Source organism: Pantoea sp. V106_11, from assembly GCF_029967885.1.
Classification (GTDB): Bacteria; Pseudomonadota; Gammaproteobacteria; order Enterobacterales; family Enterobacteriaceae; genus Pantoea; species Pantoea ananatis.
Window position 1 is genome coordinate 40049 of the sequence record NZ_JASCAK010000025.1, and the last position, 24645, is coordinate 64693.

The 24645-nt window shown below is 52.7% G+C and carries 20 protein-coding genes; 11 read left to right on the plus strand and 9 right to left on the minus strand.

The genetic code is table 11. The annotated features are described in order from the left end of the window. Positions 1–1308, minus strand: coding sequence for an MFS transporter (locus QLG08_RS08460; RefSeq protein ID WP_089517599.1), 1308 nt, complete (start codon positions 1306–1308; stop codon positions 1–3). 192 nt (positions 1309–1500) lie between these two features. Here QLG08_RS08460 and QLG08_RS08465 point away from each other — a divergent pair, with 192 nt between their 5' ends. Further along, the gene (locus tag QLG08_RS08465) at positions 1501–2469 is read left to right on the plus strand and encodes a LysR family transcriptional regulator (protein ID WP_282472886.1); all 969 of its coding nucleotides are present in this window, start codon (positions 1501–1503) and stop codon (positions 2467–2469) included. Here QLG08_RS08465 and aroD read toward each other — a convergent pair. The 8 genes from aroD to leuA form a co-directional block, all read right to left on the minus strand. Next, entirely contained in the window at positions 2432–3187 is a 756-nt protein-coding gene (aroD, locus tag QLG08_RS08470) for a type I 3-dehydroquinate dehydratase (protein ID WP_238493226.1), read from the minus strand. The genes QLG08_RS08465 and aroD overlap by 38 nt on opposite strands. A gap of 21 nt (positions 3188–3208) precedes the next feature. After that, complete coding sequence (locus tag QLG08_RS08475; RefSeq protein WP_022622257.1) at positions 3209–4423, minus strand: MFS transporter; 1215 nt, start codon at positions 4421–4423, stop codon at positions 3209–3211. A gap of 11 nt (positions 4424–4434) precedes the next feature. Beyond that, complete coding sequence (locus tag QLG08_RS08480; protein WP_013024595.1) at positions 4435–5298, minus strand: shikimate dehydrogenase; 864 nt, start codon at positions 5296–5298, stop codon at positions 4435–4437. Positions 5299–5308: 10 nt separating this feature from the next. Next, a complete protein-coding gene (locus tag QLG08_RS08485; protein ID WP_014606595.1) occupies positions 5309–7342 on the minus strand; it encodes an FAD-dependent oxidoreductase in 2034 nt (677 codons plus the stop codon). A 394-nt stretch (positions 7343–7736) separates the two neighbouring features. Continuing rightward, the gene (leuD, locus tag QLG08_RS08490) at positions 7737–8342 is read right to left on the minus strand and encodes a 3-isopropylmalate dehydratase small subunit (RefSeq protein WP_105077124.1); all 606 of its coding nucleotides are present in this window, start codon (positions 8340–8342) and stop codon (positions 7737–7739) included. A 10-nt stretch (positions 8343–8352) separates the two neighbouring features. Continuing rightward, complete coding sequence (gene leuC / locus QLG08_RS08495; protein ID WP_014606594.1) at positions 8353–9750, minus strand: 3-isopropylmalate dehydratase large subunit; 1398 nt, start codon at positions 9748–9750, stop codon at positions 8353–8355. Between the two features lie 4 nt (positions 9751–9754). Beyond that, positions 9755–10846, minus strand: a complete 1092-nt coding sequence (gene leuB / locus QLG08_RS08500) for a 3-isopropylmalate dehydrogenase (protein ID WP_022622256.1) — start codon at positions 10844–10846, stop codon at positions 9755–9757. 2 nt (positions 10847–10848) lie between these two features. Continuing rightward, a complete protein-coding gene (leuA, locus tag QLG08_RS08505; protein ID WP_014606593.1) occupies positions 10849–12411 on the minus strand; it encodes a 2-isopropylmalate synthase in 1563 nt (520 codons plus the stop codon). Positions 12412–13316: 905 nt separating this feature from the next. Between leuA and ilvI the strand changes: the two genes are divergently transcribed. The 10 genes from ilvI to mraY all read left to right on the plus strand — a co-directional run bounded on the left by ilvI (position 13317) and on the right by mraY (position 24643). Next, complete coding sequence (gene ilvI / locus QLG08_RS08510) at positions 13317–15041, plus strand: acetolactate synthase 3 large subunit (protein ID WP_014606592.1); 1725 nt, start codon at positions 13317–13319, stop codon at positions 15039–15041. A 2-nt stretch (positions 15042–15043) separates the two neighbouring features. Continuing rightward, on the plus strand, positions 15044–15535 hold the full coding sequence (gene ilvN / locus QLG08_RS08515) for an acetolactate synthase small subunit (protein ID WP_014592909.1): 492 nt from the start codon (positions 15044–15046) through the stop codon (positions 15533–15535). A 196-nt stretch (positions 15536–15731) separates the two neighbouring features. After that, a complete protein-coding gene (cra, locus tag QLG08_RS08520; RefSeq protein WP_019106419.1) occupies positions 15732–16742 on the plus strand; it encodes a catabolite repressor/activator in 1011 nt (336 codons plus the stop codon). Positions 16743–17235: 493 nt separating this feature from the next. Beyond that, the gene (mraZ, locus tag QLG08_RS08525; protein ID WP_014592911.1) at positions 17236–17694 is read left to right on the plus strand and encodes a division/cell wall cluster transcriptional repressor MraZ; all 459 of its coding nucleotides are present in this window, start codon (positions 17236–17238) and stop codon (positions 17692–17694) included. 2 nt (positions 17695–17696) lie between these two features. Beyond that, positions 17697–18638: a 16S rRNA (cytosine(1402)-N(4))-methyltransferase RsmH gene (rsmH, locus tag QLG08_RS08530; RefSeq protein WP_013024605.1), complete on the plus strand. Its 942-nt coding sequence runs from the start codon at positions 17697–17699 to the stop codon at positions 18636–18638. After that, on the plus strand, positions 18635–18955 hold the full coding sequence (ftsL, locus tag QLG08_RS08535) for a cell division protein FtsL (protein WP_013024606.1): 321 nt from the start codon (positions 18635–18637) through the stop codon (positions 18953–18955). The genes rsmH and ftsL overlap by 4 nt, the downstream gene beginning before the upstream one ends. A gap of 16 nt (positions 18956–18971) precedes the next feature. Next, the gene (locus QLG08_RS08540; protein ID WP_013024607.1) at positions 18972–20738 is read left to right on the plus strand and encodes a peptidoglycan glycosyltransferase FtsI; all 1767 of its coding nucleotides are present in this window, start codon (positions 18972–18974) and stop codon (positions 20736–20738) included. Next, positions 20725–22212: a UDP-N-acetylmuramoyl-L-alanyl-D-glutamate--2,6-diaminopimelate ligase gene (gene murE / locus QLG08_RS08545; protein ID WP_019106421.1), complete on the plus strand. Its 1488-nt coding sequence runs from the start codon at positions 20725–20727 to the stop codon at positions 22210–22212. Before QLG08_RS08540 ends, murE begins: the two co-directional genes overlap by 14 nt. Further along, positions 22209–23567: a UDP-N-acetylmuramoyl-tripeptide--D-alanyl-D-alanine ligase gene (gene murF / locus QLG08_RS08550; RefSeq protein WP_014592913.1), complete on the plus strand. Its 1359-nt coding sequence runs from the start codon at positions 22209–22211 to the stop codon at positions 23565–23567. Before murE ends, murF begins: the two co-directional genes overlap by 4 nt. After that, a complete protein-coding gene (gene mraY, locus QLG08_RS08555; RefSeq protein WP_013024610.1) occupies positions 23561–24643 on the plus strand; it encodes a phospho-N-acetylmuramoyl-pentapeptide-transferase in 1083 nt (360 codons plus the stop codon). Before murF ends, mraY begins: the two co-directional genes overlap by 7 nt. The last annotated feature ends 2 nt before the right edge of the window (positions 24644–24645 follow it).

The following is a 24645-nucleotide window of genomic DNA, read 5'->3' on the forward strand; positions in this document are numbered from 1 at the left end:
TTAGAGCACAATCCGCTTAATATCGCCAATGATAAAGATATAGGCGACTAAGCCAATCACCGCAGTGATACCGATATACACGAGCGCATAAAAAAAGCTGCTTGTCATTGAAATGATAATGCCAATAATCAGGGGCGCTAAAATCGAAGCCATATTGGCGCAAAAGTTAAATATACCACCAGTGAGTCCTGCCATAGAAGCCGGGGCAATATCTGCGATTATTGTCCAGCCCAGACCGACCATGCCTTGTCCAAAAAAGGCAATGGACATAACGATGATAACGGCGCTGTCTGAACTCATCCAGTTAGCCGCAATAATCGTGCCGGAAAGCACCAGGCCGCTAATAACCGGAAGTTTTCGGCTCAGATTAATAGATCCTGTTGCATTCAACAGTTTATCTGAGAGCCACCCGCCAAAGAAAACGCCTACAGCGGCAGCCATAAATGGCCATACAGAGAAAAAGCCCACCTGAAGCCATTCCAGTTGCCGTTCTTTCGCTAAATAGGTGGGAAACCATGTCAGAAAAAACACCAAGGTCGTATTTCCAGCGAATTGTCCGAGACTGGCGCCAATAATTTGCCGGCAGCAGAGTAAACGTTTGGCATCCGGCCAATTAAAGGGCGTGTTTTTTAATGTTTCAATGGGTTCATTATTGATAATGTAATCAATTTCTTCCTGATTGGCTTTTTGGGATGCTTCAGGCTCATGGTAAAGTCGCCACCAAATAAACGTGAACAGAATACCGGCTCCGCCGGTAATAAAAAAAAGGCTGCGCCAGCCGTGATACTCCAGAATGAGATAGAGTAAGGGCGAGAAAGCCGCCAGACCAATATATTCCCCTACGGTATAGGTTGCGGTGGCGCGGGCACGTTCATGACGCGGGAACCATTTTGCCACTACGCGACTGTTAACCGGAAAACAGGGTGCTTCGCTCAATCCCAGCCCCAGTCTCAGGAAGATCAAAGACTTGAGTCCAAGAGTAAATGTTTGCAGTAGAGTGAAAATCGACCAAAACAGCACGGAAAGGGCGTAGGTCAGTTTGTTACCAAAGCGATCTAAAAACATCCCTCCGGGGATTTGTGCCAGCGTATACGTCCAGGCGAAGGCAGAAAAAGCCACGCCCATCATAGCGGGATCGATTTCAAGTTCGCGGGTGATTTTTGGCGCAACGATGCCTAAAATTGTCCGATCAAGATAGTTAATCATTGTGCCAGCGGATATTAATAGCAGAATGATTATTCTGACTTTCGTGGGTTTATTTTTCGGCGTGCGCCTGCCAGCGTGTTCCTCTTTGTATAACTTTTCCATGATGTATCCCTGAAGTTTAAACTATTTTTTGATGTTTTTTTTACATTGAAAAATAGTCTGATATTGCTAATTTTTTTGTTTCTTTATAGCATTTTTTAAGCGTCATTAATTTTGACCTGAGTACATAGTTAGTCCTTTTAACGGTGATAAAGTAGCGATAGCAGATTTACTTTTCATTCAAAGGCAAATGCCATGAACCTCAAGCAACTTTATTATTTTAAACGCCTGTCAGAAACGGAGCATTACACGGAAGCGGCATCCAGTCTTTTTATCATCCAGCCCTCTCTTAGCCATGCTATAGCTGAGTTAGAAAAGGAGTTAGGCGTTTCACTCTTTTTCCGTCAGGGCAGAAATGTAAGGATTAGTGAAAGTGGGAAATGTTTTTTACCCTATGTTGAGACAGCACTGTCGGCACTGGAAAATGGCAGGGAGAGGCTAAAAAACAATCACCTTCTGTGCCGGGAAAATATCCGAATTGGGTTTATCTATACAATGGGGGAATATGTTATTCCGCAAATTATCAACAATTACTCCCAACACTTTCGTCATAATGATGTGACATTCTCTTTTAAACAGGGGACGTCAGTTGCGTTGTTGCAGTCACTCAAAGCGGATAAGGTTGATATGGTCATCTGTTCGCGGATTGGCGACGATCCTGATATTGAATTTATCCCGGTTATTGAACAAGAATTAGTGGTAGTGACAGCGAAAGATCATCCGTTAGCGCGTCTTCACGAAAGCGACGTTGATTTAGCGGAAACCATCCATTATCCCTATGTCTATTTTTCAGAAAGTAGTGGGCTACGTCCGTTTATTGACGACATCTTTCACCAGCAAACGCTGTCACCGGATATTGCCTGTTATGTGGAAGAGGATTTAGCAATGGCCGGGTTGGTCAGTATCGGCTATGGTATTGCCATCATGCCAAGAATTGCGGCGCTCACGCACTACAATCTCCATATCCTGACGATCAAAAATTCGCTTCCACCGCGTTATATTTGTCTGGCGACAATTAAAACAAAAATGCTTTCACCGGCGGCGCTGAGGCTAAAAAACTTTATTATTACGCACAGTGATGTCGCCAGGAAACATGCCCAAAGCGCGGCTTTGGGCATGTCCGCCGCTAGGAAAGCGTCTCCATCATCACCCGCAGTTGTGTAACGGCGATTTGCCCTGGTGCCGAGGACTGGCCCAGGGTGCCAAACGTCATTGCGGAACCGAACAGGCGTCCGGTGACCCGACTGACTCCGCCCATTTTTCCCATCGACATCGTGATAAGCGGCCGCGTTGCGTAGTGCTCTTTCATTAACAGGGTCGCAGACAGCAGCGTCAGCACATCCTGAGGTGTTTGAGGCATTACGGCAATCTTGGGCAGGTCTGCACCTAAATCCTGCATGCGACGTAACCGGTAAATGATCTCTTCCTTCGCGGGCGTTTGGTGAAAATCATGATTACTCATAATGACCTTAACACCTGCGTTATGCGCCTCGCTTACCAGCGAACGGATGCGTGACTCATCGTTAAACAACTCAATATCAATCACATCAGCCAGCCCGCTTAAGGCGGCCGCGCGGTTGAGCGCGAAGTATTGGTCATCACTGATGTCCATTTCGCCACCTTCTTTTTTACTGCGGAAGGTAAAGAGCAGCGGCGTTTCCCCAAGTTGCTGACGAATGTCGGCCAGCGCCAGCAAGACTTGCTTCTCGTCTTTACCCTCGATGAAGTGGTCGACGCGCCATTCGATAATGTCTGCCTGTGCGGAAGTCAGTAACTGTGCTCTGGCCTGAAGCTCCTCGCGAGTGCGGCCTGTCAAGGGCACACAAAGCCGCGTTTGCCCTGCCTGAAAGACGATGTTTTTAACCCTAACCGTTTGAGTCATAGTCATTCCTGTTTTAACTGTTCAACTAGCCGCTGTAGCGGACTGACGGCGTGTTTCCGCACAATGACGTTGAAATTGGCGGGAAGCGATATAAAGCGCAAGGATAAAACCTGTCACCGCAATAATCAGATCAAACCACATGATGCTGGCGATACTGGTTCGTGAAAGATGCGCTGTAAATAAAGGGATGGTAAAGCTGGCCAGACTGCCGGCGGTATAAAACACGCCTGTCGCAAAGCCTTTCGCTTGTGGAAAACTCATCGCCATAATCGTTGCACCCAGTTGCATAACGCCGCCCGCGGCCGCAAACCCAAATACGAACGCAAAACCGGTAACAATCAGTGGTGTTGGATAGAGGCAGACGATCAGCAGTGAGAGGGCCGACAGGAAGGTGTAAATGACCATCGCGATGGCTGAGCTCAACACTTTTTTCACCATGACCGCAGTGACGAATACGCAGGTCAGCGATCCTGCCGTGTAGATACTGAGTAACTTCACCGATGCGGTGTAGGGCATGCCCGCGACAAACTGCCCATACTGTGCCAGCCATTGGCTCACCAGATAAAACGTCGCCATGCTGATATAGCCGTAAAAGGTGAACACAACCATATCCAGCTGATACAGACGACTACGCGGTGGCGCGGTCACGCTGGCTGATGTTTCCGAGACTTTCTGTACCCGGTGATCGGGAAACGGCATTTTGATCAGGTAGATTCCGCTCATCGTCATTAAGGCTGCTGCCAGAACGAATGACCAACCAAACCACAAATCCGCCCAGATAAGCAGGCTAATGATAAACGGCAATAAAAATTGTCCGGCGGAGACAAACGCTTTTATCAGCACGTTAGCGCGGCTGGCGGAGTCCGGGAAGGCCTCCATCAGCGCCGGATAGGTGGCAGAATCAAGGAAACTGTTAGCCATTCCTGCCAGCACGCCAAAGAAATAGGCCGTATAAATATCCCGGGTAAACAGGATACCGATGAAAAAGGCCACGTAACTGATGATGCCAAAATAGACAAAAGGCTTACGGCCAAAACGATCCGACAGAAAACCCGTAACGATGGTAATCAGTTTGCCAATGCCCAGTGAGGAAATCACAATCGATACGCCCGCCGCATCGGTATTCCATTGTGCCTGCAGGTTAGCCATGTTGAGAGTGATGACCAGCACGCCCATGCCATGAATGAGGTAATTGAGATACAGCCCGGCGGCGGTGGGAATATACTTGTTTTTCATCTCAGCCATCCTCAAAAAAGGATGTTTTTGATGTGATCAACCGGCATCGGTTTTCCCGTCCAGATTTCGAACGCGCTTGCGCCTTGCCACAGCATCATGCCGAGACCGTTAATAATACGGCAGCCTTTTTTCTCGGCCGTCTCAAGCAAATGTGTTTTACGTGGGATATAGACCACATCGGAGACAATAAGCTCAGGACGCAGGAAGCTCTCGTCGGGAAGCAGCATCTGTCCTTCAAAGGGTTTCATGCCGACGCCGGTCGCATTGGTCAGAATAACGCTGTCGTTAATTTCAGCACGCAAACGATCGTGGTCGTCGAGGTCAAAAAGGTGAATCTCACAGTCAGTATGGGCGCGAATCTTCGCGACGGTTTCCTGGGCATTTGCAAAGAATTTATCGCGTTGGTTAAAGACCGAGATCGCCTTAACGCCATCCAGGGCGGCCTGAACGCAAATGGCCGTTGCCGCACCGCCCGCGCCCAGAATCGTCATCTTTTTGCCCAGAATATCGATGCCCTCTTCAGCGAGGGCGCGCATATAACCTGTCCCATCCGTGATGTGCCCGGTCAGCACGCCGTTATCATTGACGACGGTATTCACCGCGCCCACAAGCTGTGCTGCGGGAGACAACTTATCCAGATAGCGGCAAACCTCCGTCTTATTGGGCATGGAAACATTGCATCCGCGCAGCTTCAGCGCACGAAAACCCTGCACCACCTTCTCCAGTTCCGCAGTGCCGACCTCAAAAGCCAGATAAACATAGTCCAGCCCAAGGTGCGCGAAAGCTTCGTTGTGCATGGTTGGCGACATGCTGTGGCGAATGGGGGTGGCGATCAGCCCAATCAGCTCGGTATGCCCGGTAATACGTTCTGCCATGATAGTGTCCTCAGTAAGTTAAAAGTGGAATGCTTGTCGCTTCGTGGCTGCCCAGTGCGCCAGTCTCTTCCAGGGCATCCAGTACGTTGCGTCCTTCGCGTACACCATCAATAATTCGCCGGGCTTTCAGGCTGTCGCCGATGTTCATTATTTTGATATGTCTGGCGGTGGCCCAGCGCTCAACGGCCTCGAAACCGCTGCGGTTGGGGCACATCCCCAGACAGATAAAGCCGTAGTCGAAGGCGATGTCGAAGGTGTGGTGGGCGTTTTTAACGCGGAAGCGATCGGGTTTGACCTCAATGAGCTGCGTGTCCATGTGTTGTTCTACCTGGTGCTGTTCAAGCAGCGCTAACATGGCACTCTTTGTGATGATGTCGAGGTCGCGTCCTGGTGAATTCTGCATTTCAATCAGTACTGCTTCAGCGCCCCGGGTGGCAAAATACTCGATGACATCGAGTCCAACGGCACCGCCGCCGACCACGGCGATACGTTTGCCTTGCAGCGCGCTGAATGTATCCAGGTGTTGAATCATGCCCGTAATCGTGAACACGACGCTGCCGGGGCGGTCGATCGTCTCATGTAATCCCGCAATGGGCGGCAGCAGGGGGACAGAGCCCGTGGCATTAACAATTAAGTCGGGACGCAGAACCTCAAGCTGCTCGGGCTGAACCTGTTGTCCCAGATGCAGTTGCAAATTCTCCAGCCGGGCCATACGGTTGCGCAGGAATTGCGGAAAATCGGCAATACGTTTTTTTTCGGGTAATCGTGCGATCTCGACAGCCAGCCCACCGATATGGTTTTTGGCTTCGAACAGCCAGGTCTTGCACCCTACCTCTGCGGCGGTGCAGGCGGCTTCGATGCCTGCCGTGCCAGCCCCGATCACGACGACACGCGTCGGTCGCTTGACCTGGCGCTGCTTATAAGCGTCGCCATGGATGATATCGGGGTTAATTGAGCAGCGAAGGGGAAGAGAGCGGGCGATGCGATGGTCGGCGCATCCAATATTGCATGAGATACACTTACGCATCGTCTCCTCATGCCCACTCTGTACCTTTTGTACCCAATCCGGTTCAGCAATCAACCCACGACCAATAGCGATCAGGTCCGCGTCACCCTGAGCAAGAATGTCTTCAGCAAGTTGCGGGGTGCGAATATTGCCTGCGACAACGGTGGGCTTATTAAATCTGGTGCGAACGGCACGTGACAGATAGCGTTTCCAGCCATCCTCTTGAGACATTTGGTCTATCTGTAAATACAGGTTGTCATTCTGCGCCGCTGACACATTGATGATGTCGACCTTTTCCTGACAACGTTCAAGAATGTGTAGCGAATCTTCCAGCGTGTTTCCACCTTGTAAGAAATCATCCGCGCTGATACGCAGGCTGATGGGAAACATCGGTCCCACGCAGGCCCGAACTTTGTCGACAATCAGGGTTAAAAAGCGCGACCGATTCTCGATATTGCCACCAAATTCATCAGTACGCTGATTAAACAGTGGAGATAAAAACTGACTGATTAAATAAGAGTGACCGGCATGAATCTCTACGCAGTCAAAATTGGCGCGTCTGACGCGTTCTGCTGCGTCGCCAAATTTGTCAACCGCCCGATATATTTCCTCATGCGTCATCGGACGGGGAATATTACCATTCTTTTTGGAGGGGACCGCGGAGGCGGAAATGGGCATTTCCCCATTGAGGCGATAGGCATAGGCTGATGCACCGGCGTGGTTTAACTGGATGGCGACACAGGTTCCATGTTTATGCAACGTTTCGGTAAGTTTGTATAAGCCAGGAATATACTGATCATTATCAATGCGCAGTTGTGTGGTGCCGTTCGACGCGAAGGGAAAATCCACACAAATATTCTCAATCGTAATGAGCCCAGTGCCGCCCCTGGCGCGAAGCGAATAGTAATCAAGCTGTTCCTGAGACACTTCGCCATTCAGACTGGCCAGGTTGGTGCCCATTGGCGGCATGATGACACGGTTTTTTAACGTCATTCCGTTGATTGTGAGCGGGGTAAACAGGTGAGGATAAGCGTGCATACAGAGTCTCCACAAAAGATCCGACAGCCAGGCTGAGACGATCTCGATGTGTTTTGCGTTAATCTTTATCTGTGGCGATGATAGCGAGGGAGAATGAGCGGAAATAATGCTTTTTTTTCTACAAGCTATAGGTGAGCTCTATGGAGTTAACGATCAAATAACATAAAAATGAAAACGATATTAATTAAATCAGCAAGCCATTTACGTCTTGTGAAAAAAAAGAAGGGAAAGTTGAGAAGAAAATGATGCGAGTCAAAATATCAACGTTGTTGCTGAATAAATAACAGGAGTTCTGCAATAAAATAAATCGCGATTAATTGTTTTAGCGCAGTTTTGCCAGATGAAAAAAAGCCCGAACGGCAGAGCCGAACGGGCTGGTTACATTATTTACGCGTTAACGCATAAAGGCAGGCTGGTTACTTTCGTAAGCCGAGATCGCGCTTTCGTGCTGCAGCGTCAGGCCGATACTGTCCAGCCCGTTCAGCATGCAGTGACGACGAAAGTCATCAATCTTAAAGCTGTAGGTGTTGTTGCCCGCTTTCACGACCTGCGCTTCCAGATCCACTCCGAAGCGGATACCCGGATGCGCATTCACCAGCGTAAACAGCTCCTCCACCTGCTCATCGCTCAGCGTAACCGGCAGTAACTGGTTGTTGAAGCTGTTGCCATAGAAAATATCGGCAAAGCTGGGCGCAATCACGACTTTAAAGCCGTAATCGGTCAGTGCCCAGGGCGCATGCTCACGTGACGAACCACAACCAAAGTTTTCCCGCGTCAGCAGGATAGAAGCACCTTTATACTCCGGAAAGTTGAGAACGAAGTCCGGATTGGGTTCCAGGCCGTGATCGTCCAGGAAACGCCAGTCATTGAACAGGTGGGCGCCAAAGCCTACGCGGGTGACTTTCTGCAAAAACTGCTTTGGAATGATGGCATCGGTATCGACGTTAGCGGCGTCCAGTGGAACCACCAAACCAGTATGTTGGGTAAATTTTTCTGCCATGATGGTGTCCTTATGTCAGGCTGCGAATGTCGGCGAAATGGCCATTAACGGCGGCAGCGGCGGCCATTGCCGGGCTAACCAAATGCGTCCGTCCGCCACGGCCCTGGCGGCCTTCGAAGTTACGGTTACTGGTTGAGGCACAGCGCTCGCCGGGGTTCAGACGGTCGTTGTTCATGGCCAGACACATTGAGCAGCCGGGCAGGCGCCACTCAAATCCTGCTTCAATAAAGATCTTATCCAGCCCTTCCGCTTCGGCCTGTGCTTTAACCGGGCCTGAACCCGGCACCACCAGTGCCTGAACGCCAGGCGCGACCTTACGCCCTTTGGCAATCGCGGCGGCGGCACGCAGATCTTCAATGCGTGAGTTTGTGCAGGAGCCAATAAAGACTTTATCAATGCTGACATCGGTCAGTTTGATGCCGGGTTGCAGATTCATGTAAGCCAGCGCTTTCTCCGCAGAGGCGCGCTCGACCGGATCGGCAAACGAAGCCGGATCGGGAATCTGCGCATCCACCGCGATCACCTGGCCGGGGTTGGTTCCCCAGGTCACCTGCGGTGCAATCTCTTCCGCATGCAGCGTCACCACGCGGTCAAACTTAGCGCCTGGGTCGGACTTCAGCGTGCCCCAGTACTCAACGGCCTGCTCCCATTTTTCACCTTGAGGTGAAAACTGGCGACCTTTCAGGTAAGCGAAGGTGGTCTCATCCGGGGCGACCAGACCGGCTTTTGCGCCCATCTCGATAGCCATGTTGCACAGCGTCATGCGGCCTTCCATGCTCAACGCTTCAATCGCCGAGCCACAGAATTCAACAACGTGGCCGGTACCGCCTGCGCTGCCGGTTTTACCAATAATCGCCAGTACGATATCTTTCGCCGTAATGCCCGGCGCAACCGTACCTGTCACTTCAATCTTCATGGTTTTGGCACGGCCCTGTTTCAGGGTTTGCGTGGCAAAAACATGCTCAACCTCTGACGTACCAATACCAAAGGCCAGTGAACCAAAGGCACCGTGCGTCGCCGTGTGGGAATCGCCGCAGACAATGGTCATGCCGGGCAGCGTCATGCCTTGCTCTGGCCCAATCACATGCACGATGCCCTGGAACGGGTGATTCAGGTCATACAACTGCACGCCGAATTCGGCACAGTTTTTCATCAGTTCCTGCATCTGAATACGCGCCATTTCACCCGAAGCATTAATATCTTTGGTCTGGGTGGACACGTTGTGATCCATGGTGGCAAACGTCTTTGAAGGCTGACGAACTTTACGACCGTGGGCACGCAAGCCATCAAAGGCCTGTGGCGAAGTCACCTCATGAATCAGATGACGATCGATATAGAGCAACGGTGTTTCATTCGGCGCTTCGTGAACGACATGTGCATCAAATAACTTCTGGTATAAGGTTTTCATTTTATTATTTTTCCTCGGCGATAAAGCGGGCAATGATGCTGCCCATCTCATCTGTGCTGATCGCAGAGCCGTCACCGGCCAGGTCTTTGGTGCGATAGCCTTCCGCTAACGCCCGGCTGATGGCGCGCTCAATAGCGGCGGCGGCGTCATCGGCATTCAGGCTGTAGCGCAGCAGCAGCGACAGTGACAGGATCTGGGCAATGGGATTAGCAATATTTTGCCCGGCGATATCCGGCGCCGAGCCGCCAGCCGGTTCATACAGGCCAAAACCGTCTTCGCTCAGGCTGGCGGACGGCAACATGCCCATTGAGCCGGTGATCATCGCGCACTCGTCTGACAAAATGTCGCCAAACAGGTTAGAGCACAGCAGCACGTCGAACTGAGAAGGATCTTTGATCAACTGCATGGTGGCGTTGTCGATGTACATGTGGCTCAGCTGAACATCGGGATAATCTTTCGCGATCTCGTTCACGATTTCCCGCCACATAACGGATGTTTGCAGCACGTTAGCTTTATCGACAGAGGTGACTTTATTACGGCGCTTGCGGGCGGACTCGAAAGCCTGACGCGCAATGCGTTCGATTTCAAAACGATGATAGACTTCGGTATCAAAAGCGCGCTCGTGCGGGCCGCTGCCTTCGCGTCCTTTCGGCTGACCAAAATAAATGCCGCCGGTCAGTTCACGTACGCACAGGATATCGAAACCGCGTGCTGCGATATCGCTGCGCAAGGGACAAAAAGCTTCCAGGCCGCTGTAGAGCGCCGCAGGACGCAGGTTGCTGAACAGCTTAAAGTGTTTACGCAGCGGCAACAGCGCCCCGCGCTCGGGTTGAGAGGCCGGGGGCAGGTGCTCCCACTTAGGGCCACCTACCGATCCAAACAGGATTGCGTTGGCCTGTTCGCAGCCTGCAACGGTAGCCGGTGGCAAGGGTTCGCCGTGACGGTCAATGGCGATACCACCGACGTCGTACTCACTGGTGGTAATACGCAGGTTAAAACGCTGACGAATCGCATCCAATACTTTGATAGCCTGGGCCATCACTTCCGGGCCGATTCCGTCGCCCGCCAGTACTGCGATATGTGAAGAGTTTGACATGATTACACCGTTTCCTTCTGATCTTTAGACTTGCGCTGTAACTCTTTCTCGACCTGTTTGGCTCGCCAGATGTTGTTTAATGCGTTCACCATCGCTTTGGCAGAAGACTCGACGATATCCGTCGCCAGACCGACGCCGTGGAACTTACGATTGTTGTAGCCCACCACGATATCAACCTGACCCAGCGCATTCTCGCCGTGGCCTTTTGCCGTCAGCTTGTAATTAACCAGCTCTGCGTTGAACTGGGTAATTCGGTTAATGGCCTGATAAACCGCATCAACCGGACCGTTACCGGTCGCCGCTTCTGATTTCGTTTGTTCGCCGCAGCCCAGATTCACCGACGCGGTGGCCGTGATACTGGAGCCTGACTGCACATTGAAATCATTCAGTTGGAAAAATTCAGGCTCTTCGTTTTGTTTATTAATGAAAGCCAGCGCTTCCAGGTCGTAATCAAACACCTGACCTTTCTTGTCCGCCAGTTTCAGGAAAGCGTCATACAGGGAGTCCAGATTGTATTCGCTTTCTGTGTAGCCCATCTCTTCCATACGATGTTTTACCGCTGCGCGGCCGGAACGGGATGTCAGATTAAGCTGAATTTTGTGCAGGCCAATGGATTCTGGGGTCAGGATTTCATAGTTTTCACGGTTTTTAATGACGCCGTCCTGATGAATGCCCGAAGAGTGGGCAAAGGCGTTAGAACCGACCACCGCTTTATTAGCCGGGATTGGCATATTGCAGATCTGACTAATCATCTGGCTGGTACGATAAATTTCCTGATGGTGAATGTTGGTGTGAACATTCATGATCTGCTGACGGGTTTTAATCGCCATGATCACTTCTTCCAGTGCGCAGTTACCGGCGCGCTCACCTAACCCGTTCAGCGTACCCTCCACCTGACGCGCGCCAGCCTGCACGGCAGCAATCGCGTTGCCGGTCGCCATACCTAAATCATCATGGGTATGAACAGACAGGATGGCTTTATCGATGTTTGGCACGCGGTGAATTAACTGGCTGATAATGTTGGCGTACTCGTTTGGCAAGGTGTAGCCAACGGTATCCGGAATGTTTATGGTGGTGGCACCGGCATTAATTGCGGCTTCGACCATGCGGCACAGGTCGTCAATCGGGGTACGGCCACCGTCTTCGCAGGAAAACTCCACATCGTCCGTGTAGTTACGGGCGCGTTTCACCATGCGCACCGCACGTTCAATCACTTCAGGCAGGGTGCTGCGCAGCTTGGTGGCAATGTGCATGGGTGAGGTGGCAATAAAAGTATGGATACGGAAGGCCTCGGCGACGCGTAAAGACTCGTAGGCGGCATCAATATCTTGTTCAACACAGCGTGCCAGGCCGCAAACCCGGCTGTTTTTAATCGTGCGTGCAATGGTTTGCACGGATTCAAAATCACCCGGTGAGGACACAGGGAAACCGACTTCCATAACATCAACGCCCATACGTTCCAGCGCTAACGCAATTTGCAGTTTTTCTTTCACACTCAGGCTGGCTTGTAATGCCTGTTCACCATCACGCAGAGTGGTATCGAAAATAATAACTTGCTGGCTCATCGTGTTCATCCTTTTGCGTTTCTTGCCTTGCAACGAGCATAAAAAAACCCGCGACAGGCGCGGGTTTTTAACTTTTAGCAGGTTCGAATCAGTGTTTGATTTCGCCCACAAGTCTACCGCGCAGATAAGTTGCGTTTAGTAGTAGACCTGATAGACGGAAAGAACGTGACATGTTTCAAACCTCGTGAATTTTTTGCTGCCTCTATTGGTACTGGAATCGCCAATCAATGTCAACCATAAGCGAAGGGTTATTTTTTTGTCACAGTAAAGAAAAATGTTCTGACATTTAACGCCTGCGCAGAGTATTAAACGAGACCCTTTGCACGCGCGGCGTTTAGTGCCGACGATCCGGGCCTGAAGGGCTACGGTGATGGAGTAATGCAATGAAATATAATGATAATTTACTGTCGTGGCATTATTTTACCCAGGCGGTTTTGTTTAAAGGCAGCATAATCGAATGTGCATGACGCGTTTATAAGAGACTTACGCCATAAAAGTGCCCGACCAAAACACGGCTGCCTGAAGGCCTGCATCATATGTTTTTTTTATTTCTTAGATACGGCTGGAAAAAATATCAATCCCAGCATTTTCCTCTGCTATTAACAGACGTATTTAGTTTAATAATCGTAAGCCAAAGTTGGCGAGCAGAGCCTTTGTATCCTGTGCCCTTTAATAAAAGGCGTTTGGCGTTTGCCAGCCCGTTTTTCTGCGGTTATGGTAATCGACCTACTCTTAGAAAAATAACCCAGCAGAATTCTCTGTATCGGGACAGCAGAAATGAATTCTGCTGTCTTTGCAAAAACATAAGGTTTTGATCTTAATTGGCGAATAGCAGGGCAGGATGCATGTGGCTAGCGGGAAAGCAGTCGTCAGTAGATTCAGTTCCTCAAGCCGGGAGGCAGAAAATGGAGATGTTGTCAGGAGCCGAAATGGTCGTCCGGTCGTTAATCGATCAGGGCGTTAAGCAGGTATTCGGTTATCCGGGTGGCGCAGTGCTCGACATTTACGATGCGCTGCAGACCGTCGGCGGTATTGATCACGTTCTGGTTCGTCACGAGCAGGGCGCCGTGCATATGGCCGATGGCCTGGCTCGCGCAACCGGCGAAGTGGGCGTGGTGCTGGTAACGTCGGGTCCGGGCGCAACCAATGCGATCACCGGTATTGCGACGGCCTATATGGATTCTATTCCGTTGGTTATTCTGTCAGGTCAGGTGCCTTCATCCCTGATCGGCTACGACGCCTTCCAGGAATGTGACATGGTCGGTATTTCCCGTCCGGTGGTGAAACACAGTTTCCTGGTGAAAAATACCGAAGAGATCCCGACGGTACTGAAAAAAGCCTTCTGGCTGGCATCCACGGGGCGTCCTGGACCGGTAGTTATCGATCTGCCAAAAGATATTCTCAATCCTGCCAATAAGCTGCCTTATCATTATCCGCAGGAAGTGAGCATGCGCTCCTATAATCCGACGATTCAGGGGCATAAGGGCCAGATCAAGCGTGCGTTAAACACGTTGCTGGCAGCGCATAAGCCGGTGATCTACGCCGGAGGCGGCGCGATTACCTCTTCGTGCGAAGCCGAACTGCTGCAGCTGGCCGAGCGCCTGAATATTCCGGTTACCACGTCATTGATGGGGCTGGGCGCGTTTCCCGGTAGTCATCGTCAGTGCGTAGGCATGCTTGGCATGCATGGCACCTACGAAGCAAATATGACCATGCACAATGCCGATTTGATCTTCGGGGTGGGCGTCCGTTTTGATGACCGCACCACGAACAATCTGGCGAAGTATTGCCCGAACGCTACCGTGATGCACATCGATATCGATCCTACTTCCATTTCAAAAACGGTAGCGGCCGATATTCCGATCGTTGGGGATGCCAAACAGACGTTACAGCAAATGCTCGAACTGCTTGACCAAAGCGAAGCGAAGCAGCAGTTGGACAGTCTGCGCGACTGGTGGCAGTCGATTGAAACCTGGCGTGGTCGTCAATGCCTCGAATACGATCGCACCAGCGACAAAATCAAACCGCAGGCGGTTATCGAAACCATTTGTCGTCTCACCAACGGGGAGGCCTATGTGACCTCGGATGTGGGTCAGCATCAGATGTTCGCCGCCCTCTATTACACCTTCGATAAACCCCGTCGCTGGATCAACTCCGGTGGTCTCGGCACCATGGGCTTTGGCCTGCCTGCCGCACTGGGGGTGAAAATGGCCCTGCCTGACGAAACCGTTATCTGCGTTACGGGCGATGGCAGTATTCAGATGAACATCCAGGAGCTCTCTACCGCACTGCAGTACGATTTGCCGGTGTTGGTGCTGAACCTGAATAACCGTTTCCTGGGCATGGTGAAGCAGTGGCAGGATATGATCTATTCTGGCCGCCACTCTCAATCCTATATGGAATCGCTGCCTGATTTTGTTCGTCTGGCAGAAGCCTATGGCCACGTGGGTATTGCCATTAATCATCCCGCTGAGCTGGAAGAGAAGCTGGCCATGGCGCTGGAAACCCTGGCGACAGGACGGCTGGTCTTTGTTGACGTCAACGTTGACGGCAGCGAGCATGTTTACCCGATGCAGATTCGCGGTGGCAGTATGGACGAAATGTGGTTGAGCAAAACGGAGAGGACATAATTATGCGTCGCATTTTATCGGTTTTGCTGGAAAACGAATCCGGCGCATTGTCTCGCGTAGTGGGCCTGTTTTCACAACGCGGCTATAACATTGAGAGTCTCACCGTTGCGCCCACTGACGATCCTACGTTGTCACGCATGACGATTCAGACCGTGGGCGACCAGAAAGTGCTGGAGCAGATCGAGAAGCAACTGCACAAGCTGGTCGATGTACTGCGCGTCACGGAGTTGGGGCAGGGCGCTTACGTTGAACGTGAAATTATGCTGGTGAAAATTCAGGCAACGGGCTATGGCCGTGAAGAAGTAAAGCGCAGCGCCGAAATTTTCCGTGGACAGATCATTGACGTTACGCCTTCGCTTTACACGGTTCAGCTGGCAGGGACTAGCGACAAGCTGGATGCCTTTTTGAACACCGTCCGGGAAGTGGCGGAAATTGTTGAAGTAGCCCGCTCGGGGATTGTGGGCGTGTCTCGTGGTGAGCGCATTATGCGTTAATGACGCACTGGTAGCCTCAGCGAAATTTGCAACCCGGCGAAATGCCGGGTTTTTTCTTTTTAATGCGTAAGACAGCCAACCATCGGAAAAGCGGTTGCTACGCGCACTTTTCTGCTGTTAGATGTGCTAGAAAGGATGTCCATAGCTTATCTGCGGATTAACGATCAGCTTAAGCCTGTTTAATGGTGGGGTTACAGTGAAACTGGATGAAATTGCGCGTCTGGCGGGTGTATCGCGCACCACGGCCAGTTACGTTATTAATGGGAAAGCACGGCAGTATCGTGTCAGCGACAAAACCGTTGAGAAAGTCATGGCGGTGGTGCGCGAGCACAATTACCATCCCAATGCGGTAGCGGCAGGTCTGCGCGCCGGTCGCACGCGCTCGATTGGGCTGGTCATCCCCGATCTGGAAAATACCAGTTACACGCGTATTGCTAACTACCTTGAACGCCAGGCCCGCCAGCGCGGCTACCAGCTGTTGATCGCCTGTTCTGAAGATCAGCCCGATAACGAGATGCGCTGTATTGAACATCTGCTGCAACGCCAGGTTGATGCGATTATCGTTTCAACGTCGCTTCCGCCCGAACATCCTTTTTATCAGCGCTGGATTAATCACCCGCTGCCGATTATTGCGCTGGACCGGGCGCTGGATCGCGAACACTTTACCAGCGTGGTGGGTGCCGATCAGGATGATGCCTTTGCGCTGGCTGCTGAATTGCGTCAGCTTAAAATCAGTAATGTGCTGTTTATGGGCGCGTTACCTGAATTGTCGGTCAGTTTTCTGCGCGAGCTGGGCTTCAGAGATGCCTGGAAAGGGGATGAGCGCCCGATAGATTACATTTACTGTAACAGTTTTGAACGCACTGCCTCCGCAGCCCTGTTCGAAACCTATCTGGAAAATCATCCAATGCCAGATGCGCTTTTCACCACTTCTTTTGGCCTGCTGCAGGGCGTTATGGATGTTACGCTGAAACGTAACGGCCGCTTACCGGCCGACCTGGCGATTGCCACCTTCGGCGATCATGAGCTGCTGGACTTTCTTGAATGTCCGGTCCTGTCTGTGGGTCAACGTCATCGTGATGTCGCCGAACGGGTGCTGGAATTAGTGTTGGCTTCTTTAGATGAACCCAGAAAACCCAAACCCGGTTTAACCCGAATTCGTCGTAATTTATTACGGCGGGGACAATTAAGCAGAATTTCTAAATAAAATCAGGGCAGCAATGCGTCTGCCCCTGACTATTACCTGCTGTTTTTAAACTCTTTCCTTTCAAAGTAAAAAAGCGTCAGCGCTAATCATTTATGCTAACAAATTAACTTAACAGACCATTCTTGTTTACTTACAACTTAGCCGCTGTTTAAAACCCCCGTCCGCGCGCGTGCCGCTGTGCATCCTTTAAGAAATCCCCTAAAATGCGTCCCCTGTCTCAAAACGACGCGCCGCCGTTCGGCCGGAATAAGCGCGCTAATTTTAGCCATGCTGTTTCGGGGCAGGTTTTTTTATTCAGTTATTCATTAGTTTAATTTTGATTAATCATCTTTTGGCGTTTTGAAACCTTCCCAGCGTTAATTCCCGCCTCGGTAAATAATCATATTCACCTGCCGCTCCGGCTTGACAATGATTTCCTACGATCCTTAAACTCGTTTTGTGGTAAAAAGTGGGATAAAGTGGTGTTATTGGGTAATTGAGGGGTGAGACTGGCATGTTCCGTGGAGCAACGTTAGTCAATCTCGACAGCAAAGGACGCCTGGCGGTACCAACCCGCTATCGCAATTTGCTGAACGAGGAATCACAGGGGCAGATGGTGTGTACCATCGACCTCCACCAGCCATGCCTGTTGCTCTACACCTTGCCCGCCTGGGAAATCATTGAGAAGAAGCTGGCGAGTCTTTCCAGCATGAATCCTCTGGAGCGCCGCGTGCAGCGCTTGCTGTTGGGGCATGCCAGTGAATGTCAGATGGACAATGCGGGCCGCTTACTGGTGGCGAATACGCTTCGTCAGCATGCAAATTTAAGCAAAGAAGTGATGCTGGTTGGGCAGTTCAACAAGTTTGAACTGTGGGATGAACAGACCTGGTATCAACAAGTCAGGGAAGATATTGACGCAGAACAGTCAGCTCAGGCGCCTTTATCTGAGCGGTTGCAGGATTTATCGCTATAGCTATGCAGGAAAATTACAAACACACCACCGTGCTGTTGGATGAGGCGGTTAATGGCCTCAACATCAAGGAAGACGGAATCTACATCGACGGCACTTTTGGTCGTGGCGGTCACTCACGCTTAATTTTGGCGCAGCTTGGCGCCAGTGGAAAGCTCATCGCCATTGACCGTGACCCACAAGCTATCGCCGCGGCGGCTGAGATAAAGGATCCGCGCTTTTCCATTGTTCACGGCCCTTTTTCCGCCCTGGCGGACTACGTGGCAGAGCGTGAACTGGTTGGGCGCATCGACGGCATCTTGCTGGATCTGGGGGTTTCGTCCCCGCAGCTGGATGATGCTGAACGTGGCTTTTCTTTTATGCGCGACGGACCGCTGGATATGCGAATGGATCCAACGCGGGGCCACTCTGCCGCCGAATGGTTAAAGCAGGCGGAAGAAGCCGATATCGCATTTGTGCTGAAAACGTATGGGGAAGAGCGTTTTGCAAAACGCATCGCCCGCGCCATCGTCGAGCGCAACCGTGAACAGCCAATGACGCGCACGAAAGAGCTGGCAGAGGTGATCGCCGCAGCCACGCCGATTAAAGACAAGTTTAAACATCCGGCCACCCGCAGCTTCCAGGCGATTCGGATCTGGATTAACAGCGAACTGGAAGAGATCGATACCGCCCTGAAAGGCGCGGTCGAGGTCCTGGCTCCACAAGGGCGTTTGTCCGTTATTAGCTTCCATTCGCTGGAAGACCGTTTAGTAAAACGCTTTATGCGCGATCAAAGTCGGGGGCCGCAGGTGCCGCGTGGACTGCCAATGACCGAACAGCAGCTCAATGCGCTGGGCGGTCGTCAGTTAACGTTACTGGGCAAGATGGTACCGGGTGACGCCGAGGTGAAAGAGAACCCCCGTGCGCGTAGTTCCGTTTTACGCATCGCGGAGAGAACCGACGCATGATCGGCAACGAAAGGCACAGCCTACCCGGCGTTATCGCCGGGGATATTTTGCGCAAAGGCAAAATTCCACTGCTGTTGCTGATTGCTGTACTGGTTTCTGCCGTGTTGGTGGTCACCACTACGCATAAAACGCGCCTGTTAACTGCCCAGCGAGAGCAACTGGTGCTGGAGCGCGATGCGCTGGACATTGAATGGCGCAATTTGATTCTGGAAGAGAACGCCCTTGGCGATCACAGCCGCGTTGAGCGGATCGCCACCGAAAAGCTGCAGATGCAGCACGTTGATCCTTCGCAGGAAAACATCGTGGTGCAAAAATAAGGATCTGTTACTGCTAATGAACGGCGTAAAAAGAACGCTGAAGTTAAAAAAACCAGAAGATAAAGCCAGCTTTGTAAGCTGGCGTTTTGCGTTGTTATGCGGTTGCATTTTGCTGGCGTTAGGTGGGCTGCTGTCCCGGGTTGCATGGCTGCAGGTAATCAATCCAGACAAGCTGGTTAAAGAGGGCGATTTACGCTCCTTACGCGTTCAGGCGGTGCCGACCGCGCGCGGGATGATCAGCGATCGCGGTGGCCGTCCGCTGGCGGTCAGCGTGCCGGTTAATGCGATCTGGGCCGATCCTAAAGAGCTGCACGATGCCGGTGGCGTCACGCTCGACAGCCGCTGGAAAGCGTTGTCAGATGCGCTTTCCATCCCGATCGATCAGCTGGCCGCGCGCGTAAATGCCAATCCCAAAGGGCGCTTTATTTATCTGGCGCGCCAGGTTAATCCCGCCATTGGGGAATATGTTAAAAAACTCAAGCTGCCGGGCATTCACCTGCGCGAAGAGTCCCGTCGCTACTATCCGGCAGGGCAGGTCACCTCACACCTCATCGGCTTTACCAATATTGATGGCGAAGGCATTGAAGGCATCGAAAAGAGCTTCGATAAATGGCTGACCGGCGAGCCGGGCGAGCGAACCGTACGTAAAGATCGCTATGGCCGTGTTATCGAAGATATCTCCTCTGTAGACAGCCGTGCCGCGCATAACCTGACGCTGAGCATCGACGAACGCCTGCAGGCGCTGGTCTACCGCGAACTTAATAACGCGGTGGCGTTTAACAAAGCGGAATCAGGCACGGCGGTGCTGGTGGACGTTAACACCGGTGAAGTGCTGGCGATGGCCAACAGTCCGGCATACAACCCGAATAATCTGAGCGACACGGCCAAAGACCTGATGCGTAACCGCGCCATCACCGACATTTTTGAACCCGGTTCAACGGTGAAGCCGATGGTAGTGATGACGGCGCTGCAACGTGGCGTGGTGAAAGAGAACAGCGTGCTGAATACCGTTCCCTACCGCGTCAACGGCCATGAAATCAAAGATGTCGCGCGTTATAACGAACTGACTTTGACAGGTGTTTTACAGAAATCGAGTAACGTCGGTGTTTCACGACTGGCGTTAGCGATGCCCTCCTCAGCACTGGTAGAAACTTACGCGCGCTTTGGGCTGGGCAAACCGACCAATTTGGGGCTGGTCGGGGAAAGTAGTGGCTTATACCCTAAAAAACAACGGTGGTCTGACATAGAGAGGGCCACCTTCTCTTTCGGCTACGGGCTAATGGTAACCCCGTTACAGTTAGCGCGAGTCTACGCAACCATTGGCAGCTTTGGCATTGCCCGTCCGCTGTCGATAACGAAAGTTGATCCGCCGGTAGGCGGAGAGCGCGTGTTTCCTGAGGCCCTCGTGAAAACCGTGGTCCACATGATGGAAAGCGTGGCGCTACCGGGCGGCGGCGGGGTAAAAGCCGCCATTAAAGGCTATCGCGTGGCGATCAAAACCGGTACGGCGAAAAAGGTCGGCCCGGATGGTCGTTACGTGAATAAATACATTGCGTATACCGCAGGCGTTGCGCCTGCCAGTCGCCCTCGTTTTGCGCTGGTGGTGGTCATTAACGATCCCCAGGCCGGTAAATATTATGGTGGTGCGGTTTCTGCACCGGTGTTCGGTGCCATCATGGGCGGCGTGCTGCGCACCATGAACATCGAACCGGATGCCCTGCCGACCAATGACAAAAACGAGTTGGTGACAAACAGAAGTGAGGAATCAAGTGACAGATCGTAACCTGCGCGACTTACTCGGACCGTGGGTGCCTGACGCACCTGCGCGCCCGTTGCGTGACATGACTCTGGACAGTCGCTTAGCGGCTGCAGGTGATCTGTTTGTTGCAATTGCAGGCCATCAGGTTGACGGACGCCGGTTTATTCCTCAGGCAATTGCGCAGGGCGTGGCGGCCGTTATCGCGGAAGCGGAAGGGGAAGCAAGCGACGGTGAAATTCGGGAGATGCACGGCGTACCGGTGATTTATCTGGCGCAACTGCATCAGCGTCTTTCTGCCCTGGCAGGCCGTTTTTACCAGCAGCCGGGCGAAAAGCAGAAACTGATTGGCGTGACCGGTACGAACGGCAAAACCACGACCACACAGCTGCTGGCGCAGTGGGCCAGCCTGCTGGGTGAAACCAGCGCGGTGATGGGGACAGTCGGCAATGGTCTGGTCGGGCAACTGGTCCCGGCTGAAAACACCACCGGTTCAGCGGTGGATGTGCAACATAACCTGGACGAACTGGTCAGGAAGGGCGCATCGCTGACGGCAATGGAAATTTCCTCGCACGGGCTGGTACAGCATCGGGTCGCAGCGCTGCCGTTTGCCGCTGCCGTCTTTACGAATCTCAGTCGCGACCATCTTGATTATCACGGTGACATGCAGCAGTACGAGTCCGCTAAATGGCTGCTGTTTTCCGAACATCAGGTCGGTGTGGCCATTATCAATGCTGACGATGAGGTCGGTCGCCGCTGGCTGGCAAACCTGCCAGACGCTGTGGCCGTCACGATGGAAAATAATCTGCAGCCCGGCTGTCATGGCCGTTGGCTTCGTGCGACTGACGTGAATTATCACGACAATGGTGCGCACATTCGTTTTGACTCCAGCTGGGGCGAGGGCGAAATGAACAGTCGCCTGATGGGCGCCTTCAACGTCAGCAATTTACTGCTGGCGCTGGCGACGCTGCTGGCGCTGGGCTACGCCCTGGACGATCTGCTGCGCGCAGCGGCAAGACTGCAGCCGGTGAACGGACGCATGGAGGTCTTTAGCGCCACCGGTAAACCCACCGTGGTAGTGGATTATGCCCATACGCCAGATGCATTAGAGAAAGCGCTCGAAGCGGCGCGGCTGCATTGCAAAGGCAAACTATGGTGCCTGTTTGGATGTGGCGGCGATCGTGATAAAGGTAAGCGCCCACTAATGGGAGCGATCGCTGAGCAATTTGCCGACATCGTGGTGGTGACAGATGATAACCCACGAAGCGAAGATCCGCAGGCCATCGTACAGGATATTCTGAGTGGGCTGCTTGACCCTGGCCGTGCCCGCGTGGTCGCCGGTCGGGCGCAGGCCGTGACCAGCACCATTATGCAGGCCCAGCCCGATGACATCGTACTGGTGGCTGGAAAAGGTCACGAAGACTACCAAATTATTGGCAATCAACGCCTGGATTACTCCGATCGTGCCACGGTCGCCACACTGCTAGGAGGCGTAGCATGATTCCGGTTTCATTGAGCACATTGGCAGAGATCGCCAGCGGCACCCTGCACGGCGATGACCTGGTTTTAAATGACGTCACGACGGATACCCGTAAGGTCACCGCAGGCAGCCTGTTTGTGGCCATCGTGGGCGAGCGTTTTGATGCCCACGACTTTGCAGAAGATGCCATCGCCAAGGGTGTCAAAGCCTTGCTGGTGAGTAAGCATTTACCTGTCTCAGTGCCTCAGGTGGTTGTAAAAGATACGCGTATCGCCTTTGGTAAGCTGGCAGCATGGGTGCGCCAGCAGGCCACTGCCCGCGTTGTCGCGCTGACCGGCTCATCCGGCAAAACGTCAGTGAAAGAGATGACCGCGTCCATTTTGCGTCAGTGCGGCGAAACGCTGCATACCGCCGGTAACCTGAATAACGATTTTGGCGTGCCCATGACCTTGCTGCGTCTCACGCCAGAACATCAGTATGCCGTCATTGAGCTTGGCGCCAATCATCAGGGCGAAATCGCTTACACCACTGACCTGGTTCGTCCGGAAGCGGCACTGGTCAATAATCTGGCCGCCGCGCACCTCGAAGGCTTCGGGTCGCTGGAAGGTGTAGCAAAAGCGAAGGGTGAAATTTTTTACGGCCTGCCTGCCAGGGGAACGGCCATTTTAAATGCTGACAGCAATGACTGGCCGCGCTGGCAGGAGAACCTGCACGGTAAAACGGTCTGGCGTTTCTCGCCTCAGGCCGCAGACTGTGACTTCGGTGCGCATGATATCCGCATTCGTCAGGATGGGACCCATTTTGTGATGCACACGCCCCGTGGAGAAGCCGACATCATTCTGCCGTTGCCCGGGCGGCACAATATCGCCAATGCGCTGGCCGCTGCTGCGCTCGCCCTGTCGGTCGATGCGCCGCTTAGCGCAGTTCAGGCGGGCCTGAAAAGACTTCAGTCCGTTCCCGGCCGCTTATTCCCTGTTCGCCTCTCTGAGCATCAACTCATTCTGGATGACAGCTATAACGCCAACGTCGGATCGATGGTTGCGGCGGCACAGGTGCTGTCTGAGATGCCGGGCTACCGTGTGATGGTCGTGGGCGATATGGCTGAATTAGGTGATGAAAGCGAAAAGTTTCATCGTGAAGTCGGGCTGGCGGCTAAAGCTGCAGGGCTGGATCGGGTGCTCAGCACCGGTCAGTTCAGCCACTTCCTGAGTGAAAGCAGTGGCGTTGGCGAACATTTCAGCGATAAAACCGCGCTGACTGAACGTTTACGCCAGCTGCTGTCCGAACACCAGGAAATGACCGTATTGATTAAGGGCTCGCGTAGTGCCGCCATGGAGCAGGTAGTACAGAGTTTACAGGAGAAAGGAACATGTTAGTTTGGCTGGCCGAGCATCTGGTCGCATTTTATTCCGGCTTCAACGTCTTTTCGTATCTGACGTTTCGCGCCATTGTCAGCCTGCTGACCGCACTGTTTATTTCACTGTGGATGGGCCCACGGCTGATTGCGTGGCTGCAAAAACTGCAAATCGGCCAGGTTGTGCGTAACGATGGTCCGGAGTCGCACTTTAGCAAGCGCGGTACGCCGACCATGGGCGGCATCATGATTTTGACGTCGATAACCCTGTCAGTATTGATGTGGGCTTACCCTTCCAACCCGTACGTCTGGTGCGTACTGGTGGTGCTGGTGGGCTTTGGCGTGATCGGCTTTGTCGACGATTACCGCAAAGTGGTCCGTAAAGACACGAAAGGGCTGATTGCGCGCTGGAAATATTTCTGGATGTCGGTGATCTCTCTGGGCGTCGCTTTTGCGCTTTACCTGGCCGGAAAAGATACCCCGGCGACCGAGCTGGTGGTGCCTTTCTTTAAAGATGTTATGCCACAGCTGGGCTTGTTTTACATCGTACTGGCTTACTTCGTCATCGTCGGCACCGGCAATGCCGTTAACCTCACCGATGGTCTGGACGGCCTGGCGATCATGCCGACCGTCTTTGTTGCGGCGGGCTTTGCGCTGGTTGCCTGGGCAACGGGTAACGTGAAATTCGCAGAATATCTGCATATTCCTTATCTGCGCCACGCTGGCGAACTGGTGATCGTCTGTACCGCTATCGTGGGGGCGGGCTTAGGGTTCCTCTGGTTCAACACCTATCCGGCCCAGGTGTTTATGGGGGATGTCGGATCGCTGGCGCTGGGCGGCGCACTGGGCACCATCGCCGTGCTGCTGCGTCAGGAATTTTTACTCGTGATCATGGGCGGCGTGTTTGTTGTTGAAACCCTGTCGGTGATCCTGCAAGTGGGATCGTTCAAGCTCCGCGGGCAACGCATTTTCCGTATGGCGCCGATTCACCACCACTATGAACTTAAAGGCTGGCCGGAGCCGCGCGTGATTGTGCGCTTCTGGATTATTTCGCTCATGCTGGTGCTGATTGGCCTGGCGACGCTGAAGGTACGTTAATC

Coding starts and splice junctions, on each gene's coding strand:
- QLG08_RS08460 (WP_089517599.1), bottom strand. CDS start 1,308: ATGGAAAAGTTATACAAAGAGGAACACGCTGGCAGGCGCACGCCGAAA.
- QLG08_RS08465 (WP_282472886.1), top strand. CDS start 1,501: ATGAACCTCAAGCAACTTTATTATTTTAAACGCCTGTCAGAAACGGAG.
- aroD (WP_238493226.1), bottom strand. CDS start 3,187: ATGACTCAAACGGTTAGGGTTAAAAACATCGTCTTTCAGGCAGGGCAA.
- QLG08_RS08475 (WP_022622257.1), bottom strand. CDS start 4,423: ATGAAAAACAAGTATATTCCCACCGCCGCCGGGCTGTATCTCAATTAC.
- QLG08_RS08480 (WP_013024595.1), bottom strand. CDS start 5,298: ATGGCAGAACGTATTACCGGGCATACCGAGCTGATTGGGCTGATCGCC.
- QLG08_RS08485 (WP_014606595.1), bottom strand. CDS start 7,342: ATGCACGCTTATCCTCACCTGTTTACCCCGCTCACAATCAACGGAATG.
- leuD (WP_105077124.1), bottom strand. CDS start 8,342: ATGGCAGAAAAATTTACCCAACATACTGGTTTGGTGGTTCCACTGGAC.
- leuC (WP_014606594.1), bottom strand. CDS start 9,750: ATGAAAACCTTATACCAGAAGTTATTTGATGCACATGTCGTTCACGAA.
- leuB (WP_022622256.1), bottom strand. CDS start 10,846: ATGTCAAACTCTTCACATATCGCAGTACTGGCGGGCGACGGAATCGGC.
- leuA (WP_014606593.1), bottom strand. CDS start 12,411: ATGAGCCAGCAAGTTATTATTTTCGATACCACTCTGCGTGATGGTGAA.
- ilvI (WP_014606592.1), top strand. CDS start 13,317: ATGGAGATGTTGTCAGGAGCCGAAATGGTCGTCCGGTCGTTAATCGAT.
- ilvN (WP_014592909.1), top strand. CDS start 15,044: ATGCGTCGCATTTTATCGGTTTTGCTGGAAAACGAATCCGGCGCATTG.
- mraZ (WP_014592911.1), top strand. CDS start 17,236: ATGTTCCGTGGAGCAACGTTAGTCAATCTCGACAGCAAAGGACGCCTG.
- rsmH (WP_013024605.1), top strand. CDS start 17,697: ATGCAGGAAAATTACAAACACACCACCGTGCTGTTGGATGAGGCGGTT.
- ftsL (WP_013024606.1), top strand. CDS start 18,635: ATGATCGGCAACGAAAGGCACAGCCTACCCGGCGTTATCGCCGGGGAT.
- QLG08_RS08540 (WP_013024607.1), top strand. CDS start 18,972: ATGAACGGCGTAAAAAGAACGCTGAAGTTAAAAAAACCAGAAGATAAA.
- murF (WP_014592913.1), top strand. CDS start 22,209: ATGATTCCGGTTTCATTGAGCACATTGGCAGAGATCGCCAGCGGCACC.
- mraY (WP_013024610.1), top strand. CDS start 23,561: ATGTTAGTTTGGCTGGCCGAGCATCTGGTCGCATTTTATTCCGGCTTC.